The organism is Yeosuana aromativorans (genome assembly GCF_014646655.1).
GTDB lineage: Bacteria > Bacteroidota > Bacteroidia > Flavobacteriales > Flavobacteriaceae > Yeosuana > Yeosuana aromativorans.
This window is the reverse complement of sequence record NZ_BMNR01000010.1, coordinates 62727-63141: the sequence shown is the minus strand read 5'-3', so window position 1 is coordinate 63141 and position 415 is coordinate 62727. Positions and strand designations below refer to the sequence as shown.

Annotated in this window: 1 protein-coding gene; it reads left to right on the top strand. The window is 44.3% G+C overall.

Annotated elements, in window-relative coordinates:
* Positions 1-377 (top strand): mobilization protein MbpA (gene mbpA, locus IEW94_RS15905; RefSeq protein ID WP_229669555.1); only part of this gene is annotated, 377 nt, incomplete at its 5' end.
* Positions 378-415 lie beyond the last annotated feature (38 nt).

Sequence of the window (415 nt, the reverse complement as noted above, 5' to 3'; positions counted from 1 at the left end):
TGGGCAGGAATTCGAGATGTGTGGCTGTGGCCACAATCTCGTCTGCTCCCGAAGGTCGCAGAGAAAAAAGAGTGTTTAAGGGGAGAGGGGATCTCGTTAAGTTTAGATGTTCCATCTATGAAAAGAAGCTCCTCAAGGTAAAGGCCAAACGGAGCGGTCTCACCTTGAGCGAATACATTCGGCGCAGTCTTTTTGAACAGGAGATCACGGAACGTTTCACGGATGAACATATTCAGCTTTATAAAATGCTCATCAAGTACCATAACAATTTCAAGTCCATTGGGAACATGTTCAAAAAACGGGATCCCAAGCTCATGCAAACAGTATATGACTTGGCAGATGAAATAAAAGCACATCTAAAGAGATTCCAACAATGATCGGCAAGGGGAAAAGCATATCACATACCAGGGCTTCG